The sequence below is a fragment of the Novosphingobium aeonii genome (genome assembly GCF_052279045.1).
Classification (GTDB): Bacteria; Pseudomonadota; Alphaproteobacteria; order Sphingomonadales; family Sphingomonadaceae; genus Novosphingobium.
Genome location: NZ_CP176833.1, coordinates 1,933,946 through 1,944,041, shown reverse-complemented (window position 1 = coordinate 1,944,041; position 10,096 = coordinate 1,933,946). Strand labels below are relative to the sequence as shown.

Here is a 10,096-nt window from a genome sequence, read left to right as displayed (position 1 = left end):
ACAGGAGAATTGCCTTGAAGACCAAGCTCATGGCCGGCGCGTCGGCGCTGACTCTGGTGATGATCGCACCCGGTGTCGCGATGGCGCTGCCCAGCGGCGAATGCGGCGTTCCGAACACTTCGGCCAGCCCGAACGTTGCTTCGTGCATTTCGGATTCGACCGATTTCCAGAACGGAATCTCTTACGACCAGTCGATCTACGGGACGGCTGCCGATCTCAAGGTCGATCTCTACGGGACCGTCCTGGTCAATGCGACGACGAATGACACGGGCGTAAGCGTCTCCGGTTCGGCCGATCATGATGCCCTGATCACTGCGCGCAACGGATCGCGGATCAATGCCTCCCGGACCGGCCTGGAAGCAGAGACTTTTGGAACCGGCGATGCCGTGATCGAGAATCACGGCCGCGTAACAACCGGTGCACTGGGTGCGACCGCCCTGGCGAGCGGTACGGGCATGGCCTCCATCACGAACGCCAGCGACGGCACGATCACCGTAACGCAGCCGTCGGGTTCGTCCGTTCCCGTAGTTGCGGGCCTTGCCATAACCGGTCAGAACGGCAACGTGCTGAACCAGGGCATCGTTACCGTGAATTCCTTGGGCGCAGCGGGATCGGTCGCTTACGGCCTCGGCGGCATGGGCCTTGGCGGAGGCACCGTCACCCTGACGAACGCCAGCCAGGTGACGGTGACCGCGACGGACGGTGACGCCATCGGCATCGGCTCGCCCCCCAGTGACGGCAACCTCGCAATCGCGAACAACGCCAACCTGACGGTCTCGTCCGGCACGGGTAGCGCGACGGGCCTTGTGGCCGTGGGTACGGGCTCTGTCGGCACCACCAGCCTGACGAATACCGGCGTTCTTTCTGTCACGTCGCAGGGTGGGGCCGCCGTCGGCATGTCCGCTGCCCAGCGCAGCGATGTCGCCATGGCGGCAACCCGCGCCAGTGCCGGCAGCACCTTCAGCGTTTCCGGCGCTGACGCCACCGGATTCGAAGTGACGGATGCGAGCGGTGCGGTAAGCGTTTCGGGCACCGGGCAATATGTGCAGGTAACAGCGACCGGCGATGCGACCGGTGTGTCGGTTTCCGGCGGAACGACGCAGGATGTTTCGTTCGAACCGGCGATCGTCGGCGGAATCGGTTATTCCGGCGACGTTGCGGTAAACGCGGGCGGCCAGGCCGCCGGGGTGCTGCTTAGCGGCGCCACGGGCGGCGTTTCGGTGGACTTCACGGGCGCGCGTCTCTCGGTCAGCAGCACGGGCGGCGGTGCCACCGGCATCTCCGTGGAAGGCGGCAGCACGGTCGGCATCTCCGTGGTGCCGGGACTGGGCAGCGGCGCGACGCTTGCGGTTTCCGCAGCGGGTGGCACGGCCATGGGCATCGCGACTTCGGGCGCGACGGGCGCGCAGACTGTTGCCGTGGGCGATGGGTTCCGTGTCACCAACACGGCCGGCGATGCACACGGCATCGCCCTGGCAGACGGCACGGATCAGACGGTTTCGCTGGCCTATGGCGCTACGGTTACCGGCTCCGACGGTGCAACGGGCGTCCGGCTCACGGACGGTTCGGGAGCAATCGCACTGACCAGCTCGGGTGCGCTTTCGGTTGACGGCGGCATCGGAGATGCCGACGGCGTGTTGCTGAGCGGCGGTTCGAGCCACGCGGTCACGCTGGAAGATGCCTTCACGGTGACGAGCGAAGGCGATGTGCGCGGCGTTTGGTCCGAAGGCGCGCAGGGCAGCGTCTCCATCGCAGCGCAGGACACTTTCGGCGTCACCAGCACGGGCGAAGGGCGCTATCTGACCGGCATCTACATCGGTTCCGGTACGGACGAAACCGTGGCTCTTTCGAAGGGGCTCTCGGTTCAGGCATCGGGCGAGGCTGCCGGTGTCGTGATGCAGGGCTCCGGCGCCCTCACGCTGACCTCGGCGGAGGATTTCGCAGTCACTGCCACGGATGGAGCGGCTCTGGGCGGCTACATGATCGGCGGCACGTCGCAGAGCGCCCGGTTCGATGGCGACCTGGTTGTTTCGGCCGCGAATTTCGGTGACGGCTTTGTCCAGTTCAACGGGACCGGCGCGGTGTCGTTCGAACTTGCCGGCGATTTCACCGGCACGAACCTGCAGGATGGCGTCATCCAGTCGGGCGGGCAGACCCAGTCGATCGCGATCGGCGGCGATTTCTCGCTCTCCTCGCCGAATGGCTATGCCTATGGCGTGCAGCAGGCCGACGCGAACGAAAGTTCCAGCCTCGTGGTGGACGGCGCGTTCGACGTGGCGGCACGGGACTATGCCAATGGTGTCAACCTTTCCGGTAACGATGCGACCGTATCTCTGGCTCAGGGCATGACGGTTTCGGCGGCGGGAGACGCGGCCGAAGGTCTGACCGCCTCTCTGAACGGCGACGCTGACATCTCGCTGGGCGGCGCGCTTACCGTGACGAACGCTCTCACCGCGACCGGCGGCGAGGCGACGGGCATCTACATCGAGGCTTCCGGCGCGCAGTCGATCGAGGTTGCAGGGCCGGTTACGGTTTCGGCTGATGGCCAGTCCAACGCGGTGGAACTCTACGGCGATTCCGGTGCGGTAACCTTCGCGGCGAACGGTGCGGTTTCGGCAACGAGCGCCAATGGCGCGGCACTGGGCGTGCTCGCGGTAGGCGGAACGGACCAGACCATTACCTTCGGCGATACGGTGACGGTAACGGCAGCCCGCGAGGCGAACGCCGTCAACCTGTTCGACGGCACGGGTACGGCCACGGTGCGCGCTCCGGCAGGCCTCACGGTTTCCAGCTCGCTCACCAGTGCCGGCGGCATCTGGGCCACGAACGGCACGAACCTGTTGATCGAGGATCTCGGAGACGTTTCCGTATCGGGCGAGTACAACGCTCACGCCATTCGCTCGATCGGCATGTCGGGCGACCAGAGCGTCACGGTTGGCAATGTGTCGACGGTCTCGCGGCTTGGCGATACCGTTGGCGTCAGCCTTTCGGGAGCCGGATCGATCGAACTGGTGGGAACCGGCGTGATCGCTTCGGAAACGCAGTTCGGCACCGGTGTTGCCGTTTCGGTGGAAGGCACCGGGTCCGATGGCGCCATCGATGTCACTCTGGCCGACGTGCGGGCCTCGGGCGATCGTGTCCAGGGCGTGAGCCTCGTGCAGACGGCGGCTGACGGAACGGGCACGATCGGCGCAGTCATCGCCGGCGTGACCACCGATGGCGACGATGCCGCCGGCGTTACCGTCCAGGGTTCGCAGTCGGGCGCGGTTTCGCTCGTTCTCGGTCAATCCGCGGCGCCTGCCCTCCTGCTTGCGGCGGCCGATGAGACGACCAATGGCGTTTCGACCCAGGGCGATAACTCGAATGCCGTGGACTTCACCGTCATCGACGGCGCCGGCACGCTCACGAACCTCGGCACGATCTCGACGACGGGCGCGAATTCGCTCGGCATCGCGGCGTCCGCGACGGGCACCGGCTCGATCTCCATCGGCAGTGTCGCCGTGACGACAAGCGGCGCGGGTTCGGACGCCATCAGCGTTCAGACCGGCAGCGGGGCGCAGACCCTGGTGCTGCAGACGGTCACGGCTTCGGGCGAAGGATCGCGCGGTGTCGTCGCGGTTTTAGACAGCGGCGCGATCACGTTGACGAGCGGACAGGTCTCGGCCGTATCCGGCGATGCGATCAGCCTCACGTCAACCACCGGCGATATCGCGGCGACCCTCGCAAGTGCCGGTTCCACGGTCTCCGGGACGGGCGCGGGTCTCGTCATCACCACGGGCGGCAGCGCCGATGTGGTGCTGGGCAGCAATGCGGTGCTCCAGGGCGGAACGTTCGGTCTGTCTTCCGATGCCGAAGGCGGCCAGGATGTCGTGCTTGCAGGTACGGTCAGGGCGGACAGCAACCATGCCGTCGCGCTTTCGGGCGGTGCGGCAACGCTGACCAACAGCGGCACGGTCGACGGCTACATGACCTTCGATACCGCCGCCACCACGCTGACCAATAGCGGTACGTGGAACGCTCACGGCGGAGACACGACCTTCACCGGCGATGCCACGCTGATCAACAGCGGCACCTTCAAGGTCAATGCCGCCGCTTCGGCAGCGGCAACCATGAACGTGACCGGCCTCACCACGTTCCGCAATTCCGGCACGATCAGCCTCGTCAACGGCCATACCGGTGACGTTCTGAACCTTGGCGACGCGGCCTTCGTCGGTTCCGGCAATTCGCGCGTGGTGCTCGAAGCCAACCTCGGCATCGCTGCCGTGGGGTCAAGCGCGGCCCAGTCCGCCGATCAGCTGACGGTCGGTGCGGCTTCGGGAACGACCACGCTGTCCATTACCGACCTCAGCAGCACGGCGGCAGCGCGCTTCAACTTCGACGGCATCCGTCTGGTGAACGCGGATTCCGTGGCGAATGGCGCCTTCGTTCTGGAAGGCGGCAGCATCAACAAGGGCTTCGTCGACTACCGCCTCATGACCGATGGCGACGGCAACCTCGATCTCGTGGGCGTTCCCAGCGCGGAAGCCTTCGAACTCATCCGCACGGGTGCCGAGGTGCGTCATTATTGGCGCCGTTCGGGTGACGCCTGGTCGGAACAGATGCGCGCCTTCGCGCGGCAGGATGGCCTTTCGCTCTGGGGTCAGGTCCTCGGTGGCAGCGAAACCAACCGGTCGCGTCCGATCTACTCGGAAACCGTGCTGGGCACGGCCACGAGCTTCGCGCCGAACCTCGACATGCGCGACAGCTGGTGGGGCGGCCAGTTCGGCCTCGATTGGGGCAAGGGCAGCGATGGCACCGGCTGGGGCCTTGGCGTGACCGGCGGCTATGTTTCGCAGGAAGGCAAGGTCAAGGCGAGCGGTGACCGTATCAAGATCGATGGCGGCAACGTGGGCCTCTACGCCCGCTATCGCAGTGCGGACGGGTTCTTCGCCCATGCGCTGGCCAAGCTCGATCGCTATTCGATCAAGTACGATTTCGGCAACGGTGCCGCTGCGCCGAAGACGAACGGCACGAGCTATGGGGTCGAAGTCGAGGCAGGCTACCACATCCGCAGCGGTGCGGTGTTCTTCGAACCTTCGGCCAGCGCTTCGTGGAGCGACGCCGACCTCGACGGCTTCAGCGGCGCGCAGAGCGGCGTTGGTGCCCGGTTCGACCATGTCCAGAGCTTCTACGGCCGCGCCGGCCTGCGCGCAGGCGTGGAAACGAAGGCGGGCGGCTGGACGTTGCAGCCCTATGTCGGCGCGAACTGGGAAGACGAGATGAACGGCCGTCCGGAGGCGACGCTGTCGTCTGGCGGCGAGAATCTGCTCTTCCGGGATGCCTCGGAAGGCGGACGCGCACGCTTCGAAGCCGGTATCCAGGGCTCCTCGCAGGGCTTGTCCGCTTTCGCGAAGGTAGATGGCGTGACCGGCTCGGGAACCAGTGGCATTGCCGCGCGCGCGGGCGTTTCCGTTCGCTGGTAAGCAGGATGCCGGTTGTCCCGGCCTGAGCACGAAAGGAGGGCCGGGGCATTGCTTCGGCCCTCTTTCTTTGGCCCCGTCCTCGCGCCGGAGCGTGTCGGCGCCGAAGCGGACTTCATTGACGATAGCGGCTTGGTGGAATGCCCAGCACGCGTTTGAACATCGTCGAGAAATTGGCCGGCGTGTCGTAGCCGAGGTCCAGTGCTATCACGGTTATGGCGTCGCCCGCTGCAAGCCTCGGAAGCGCGGCCGAGAGGCAGGCCTGCTGCCGCCATTCGGCAAAACTCATGCCCGTTTCTCTTCGGAACAGGCGCGTGAAGCGCCGACGGTTCATGGCCAGGGCATCGGCCCATTCATCGATCGTCACGGTTGCTCGGGGAGCTTCGAGGAAGGCGTGGCATCGCTGGGCGAGCGCGGCATGACGGGGAAACGGCACAACGATCGGGATGACCGGCGCGCGAGCGATCTCTGCGACGAGCAGTTGCATGACCAGCCCGTCGCGCGCGTCTTCTTCATACTCGATCGGCACTTCCGAAGCGGCGACAAGGAGTTGCCGGAGCAGGGGGGAAACGCCGACGACCCGGCAGGTCCGTGCCAGCGTAGCGCTGGCGGTCTGGTCGATAAGGACGCTGCGGGTCTGCACCGCGCCTACCATGCGGACGGTATGGGGTGTTCCTCCCGGAATCCAGACGGCGCGTTCGGGCGGCGCAACCCAGGCGCCTTCGGGCGTGCTCACGGCGACGACGCCGCTGGCGGCATAAAGAAACTGGCCGCGCCGGTGGCGATGTTCCGCAAGCTCGAACGAGGGCGGATAATCATTGCCGATGCCGACGACCTGTCTCGGGACGTCCTCGTAATCGTCGGGATGCCGCTGTTCCATCGGTTGTCCTGAAATCAAAGATGAATGACCCATATGTCGAAGCGGGACATTCAGGAAGCGATTATGCGCATCCCTTGATCAAGATGAAACGGGAAGAGGAAAGAGGATGGCGGCAACCAGACCGGCAACCGGATCGGCAGAACCCATGAACGGAACAGTGTTCGGCGTCATCGTCGCCATCAGTTTCTGCCATCTCCTCAACGATATGATGCAGTCGCTGCTTCCCGCGATCTATCCGGCGCTCAAGTCCGATCTGCACCTCAGTTTCGGGCAGATCGGGCTGGTTACGCTGGCCTACCAGATCACCGCATCGATCCTTCAGCCGCTGGTGGGGCTCTATGCGGACAAGCGGCCGACGCCGCTGGCATTGCCGGGCGGGACACTCTTCTCGCTTGCGGGTCTCACGGTTCTTTCGGCGGCACATGTCTATTGGCTGGTGCTGGTGGGCGCATCGCTGCTCGGCATGGGGTCTTCGGTCTTCCATCCGGAATCCTCCCGCGTCGCTCGCATGGCGGCGGGGCAGCGCCATGGTCTTGCCCAATCGCTGTTCCAGGTCGGCGGTAACGCCGGACAGGCCCTGGGGCCGCTGGCGGCTGCGCTGGTTGTCGTGCGGTGGGGACAGTCCAGCCTGGCATTCTTTGCGCTGCTGGCGCTGCTTTCAGGCGCGGTGCTGTGGAACGTCGCGGCCTGGTATCGCAATCACGGGCTGGGGCGTCTGGCTGCCAGCCGCAAGATCGCCGAGGGCGTAAGCCTGCCGCAGGGGCAGGCCGCACGCGGCATCGCGATCCTGCTCGCGCTGATCTTCTCGAAATATGTCTATCTCGCCAGCCTGACGAGCTACTACACCTTCTACCTGATCCAGCGCTTCGGCCTTTCCGTGCAGAACGCCCAGTTCCACCTCTTCGCCTTTCTCGCGGCCGTGGCGGCGGGGACGATCTTGGGAGGCCCGCTGGGCGACCGTTTCGGGCGAAAGTACGTGATCTGGTTCTCGATCCTGGGGGCGCTGCCGTTCACGCTGCTCCTGCCCCACGCCAGCCTGTTCTGGACGGGGCCGATCACCGTGGCGATCGGGCTGATCCTGGCATCCGCATTCCCGGCAATCGTGGTTTTCGCCCAGGAACTCGTGCCCGGTAAGGTCGGCATGATTTCGGGCCTGTTCTTCGGGTTCTCCTTCGGGATGGGCGGTATCGGCGCCGCGGCGTTGGGCTGGCTTGCCGACAGGACCGACATCGACACGGTCTATCAGGTCTGTACCTTCCTGCCGGCGATCGGGCTGCTTACAGCATTGCTTCCCGATCCCGGCAAGGCAGGGCGCCCGGCCTGACGCGGCCGCCTAGAGGCGAGGGTCCACCACGGTGCGGATAGGGGCACCGGGGCCGGACATCGCCGCAAGCGCATCCGCCACCCCGCCGATGCCGATCTTCTCGCCCAGCCACGGCCGCACGTCGATGCGGCCGTCTGCGATGGCGCGCATGGCAAGCTCCATGTCCTGAGGCTCCTCCCCGCCCGCGAACTGTATGTTGAGGCGCTTGTTCTGGGCGGCGAAAACGAAGAGCGCCTCTTCCTCCATGCAGTATCCGCCCATGACGATCCGGCCGTCGAAAGGTGCAGAAGCGATGATCCGGGCCAGCATGCCCTTCTGCCCGACATTTTCGTAGACGAGGTTCACCCGCCTAGCGCCCAGCCCCGGCAATGCGCCGTAAGGATCGGTTTCGCGCGGGTCGACCGCGAGGTCCGCCCCCATCCGAAGGGCGAGTTCGCGGCGGGCCGGGTGGAAATCGGCCGCGACGATCGGTCCGATACCGGCCAGCTTGAGTCCGGCGATCACCCCCAGCCCGATCGCGCCGCAGCCCAGTACGAGCGGGACGTCGCCTTTTTCCGGGCGGCCGCGCCGGGCATGTTCCAAGCCCACTGCCAGCGGCTCGATCATGGCGGCGAGATCGTCTTCCAGGCTGTCGCTCACTTCGAGGAGCATGGCTTCATCGAGCAGCATCAGTTCGCCGAAGCCGCCCGGGCAATCGTGGCTGAAGCCGATTACGGCATGGGCACCGCCGGTGCGCATGATCGGTACCGAAGTCACCCGGCGACCGGTTCTGATCCGGCGTTCGCTGCCCGGACCATAGTCTATCACTTCCCCGACGTATTCGTGGCCGGGGACGAAGGGCCTGCTCTGGTCCAAGCGGGCATAGGGACCGCCGAACTGGCGCGACAGGTCGATGACGTTCTGGCCCGCATGGAGGAAATGCGCTTCGGATGCGCACATGCCGCAACTGTGCGTGCGGACGAGCGCCTGCCCCTTGCCGGGAACAGGGTCGGGAACTTCGCCGACATGAACCTGACCGTTTTCGATAAATGCGGCCCTCATCGTTGGTTCTCCTCATGGATGGAAGCCGGAAAGCGTGCGGGGTCGAGCTTCAGGGCGGCGTAAGAGGGGTCCGAACCGTCACGGCGGCCCTGGTTGCTGTGTCCCAAAGCGGTGACGGGGCGGATTTCCTCGTGCTCGAACACGACCTGGCGATGGACCAGCCCCCATTTCCCCAGCCGCTTCTCCCAGTTGTCGCAATAGCGGCCCCAGACCGCGATCTGGTAGAGCTTTCCATCCCGCTCGGTGCGCATTGTGCCGTTTACATAGGCTTCGCTTCCGGCGCGGTCTCCGGCCAGCGCGACGAGGATGTTCGTGACCTGATGGGAATGGCTCAGGAGGTTGCGGTGGTCCGCGCAGATCCTGTCTATCACGCCCCGCCCCGGACCCTGATAGTAATCGGCGCCGTAGTCGGCATGGCCGTTCTCGTGCCAGATCGAGTGGCCGAGAGGGATGTCCAGACGGTCCACCGCGCGGCAGTAGGCATGGATCAGGTCCCGGATTGCGTCCTTGTCCGCGAGTTCGCGAAGCCGTTCGTCGCTGTCGGTCATTCTGCCTCCTGACCGGCCATGGCGGCGCTGATCTGCCGGATACGATTGCGGCGCTGCGCGGCGGAGCTTCCGGCATAGCCGGCGTCCTCGTCAGCGAGACCCCAGTTGCAGATCGGGCCATGAGGCAGGCGGGCGAGCCCCAGTGCCGCCACGTCTTCAGGCGAGGCGCAGCCATCCGGGAGCGTTTTTCCCTGACGGGCCAGCAGTTCGCGGTGGGCCGGAGTGTCCGTGCGGCCCATCACGAGGTTGAGCACGTCCACCCCATGCGGCTGCAATTCGGCCCACAGCGCTTCGCCGAAGACGAGGTCGAAGGCCTTGCTTCCCGCATAGGCGGCGATGCCGGGCAGTCCGCCGTAGCAGGCGCCGGAACCGCACAGGATCACGCCGCCACGCCCGCGCGCGCGCATCGGGGCGGCAAAGTGATGGCAGGCGCGCATCACGGTCATCACGTTGCGCATGACGAGGGCATCCCAGTTGGCCAGCGCGCCGTCGAGGAACGGGGCGCCATTGGCGTCGGCCCCGGCATTGAGGATCAGCAGTCCGATTTCCCGGTCTTCGGCCAGTTCGAGCAGCCGGTCGGCGGCGTCGTTGGAAGACAGGTCTATCGAGGCCGTCAGGCAGGTTACGCCATGCTCCGTCAGGATCGTTTCAGCGAGTTCGTTCAGCGGCGCAAGCCTGCGGGCAACGAGGATGAGGTTGAAGCCCTGGGCCGCCAACTGGCGGGCAAAGGCGGCGCCGGTCCCCTCCGAGGCACCGGCGATCAGGGCCCAGGGGCCATAGCGTGCATGCAAGTCCAACCTTTTCGCTCCTCCCGTTACAGGGCGCTTTCCTGGCTGCCTGTGCA

6 protein-coding genes are annotated in these 10,096 nt (G+C 65.9%); 2 read left to right on the top strand and 4 right to left on the bottom strand.

Going from position 1 to position 10,096, the window contains the following annotated elements; translation table 11 throughout:
• Positions 1-14 precede the first annotated feature (14 nt).
• Positions 15-5,462, top strand: a complete 5,448-nt coding sequence (locus ACLIMP_RS23935) for a hypothetical protein (protein ID WP_443478495.1) — start codon at positions 15-17, stop codon at positions 5,460-5,462.
• A 112-nt stretch (positions 5,463-5,574) separates the two neighbouring features.
• Here the strand turns inward: ACLIMP_RS23935 and ACLIMP_RS23930 are convergent, their stop codons facing one another.
• Entirely contained in the window at positions 5,575-6,339 is a 765-nt protein-coding gene (locus ACLIMP_RS23930; protein ID WP_054437391.1) for an AraC family transcriptional regulator, read from the bottom strand.
• 106 nt (positions 6,340-6,445) lie between these two features.
• Here ACLIMP_RS23930 and ACLIMP_RS23925 point away from each other — a divergent pair, with 106 nt between their 5' ends.
• Entirely contained in the window at positions 6,446-7,663 is a 1,218-nt protein-coding gene (locus ACLIMP_RS23925) for an MFS transporter (RefSeq protein ID WP_324699238.1), read from the top strand.
• A gap of 9 nt (positions 7,664-7,672) precedes the next feature.
• Here ACLIMP_RS23925 and ACLIMP_RS23920 read toward each other — a convergent pair whose 3' ends face one another.
• The 3 genes from ACLIMP_RS23920 to ACLIMP_RS23910 are packed head-to-tail and all read right to left on the bottom strand — an operon-like array spanning position 7,673 to position 10,049.
• Positions 7,673-8,704 (bottom strand): zinc-binding dehydrogenase, encoded by a 1,032-nt coding sequence (locus tag ACLIMP_RS23920; protein ID WP_132469527.1) that lies wholly within the window; start codon positions 8,702-8,704, stop codon positions 7,673-7,675.
• Positions 8,701-9,252 carry a nuclear transport factor 2 family protein gene (locus ACLIMP_RS23915; protein WP_324699240.1) on the bottom strand — a complete coding sequence of 184 codons (552 nt, stop codon included), beginning with the start codon at positions 9,250-9,252 and terminating at the stop codon, positions 8,701-8,703. The genes ACLIMP_RS23920 and ACLIMP_RS23915 overlap by 4 nt, the downstream gene beginning before the upstream one ends.
• The gene (locus tag ACLIMP_RS23910) at positions 9,249-10,049 is read right to left on the bottom strand and encodes an SDR family NAD(P)-dependent oxidoreductase (RefSeq protein WP_054437387.1); all 801 of its coding nucleotides are present in this window, start codon (positions 10,047-10,049) and stop codon (positions 9,249-9,251) included. Before ACLIMP_RS23910 ends, ACLIMP_RS23915 begins: the two co-directional genes overlap by 4 nt.
• Positions 10,050-10,096: the final 47 nt, after the last annotated feature.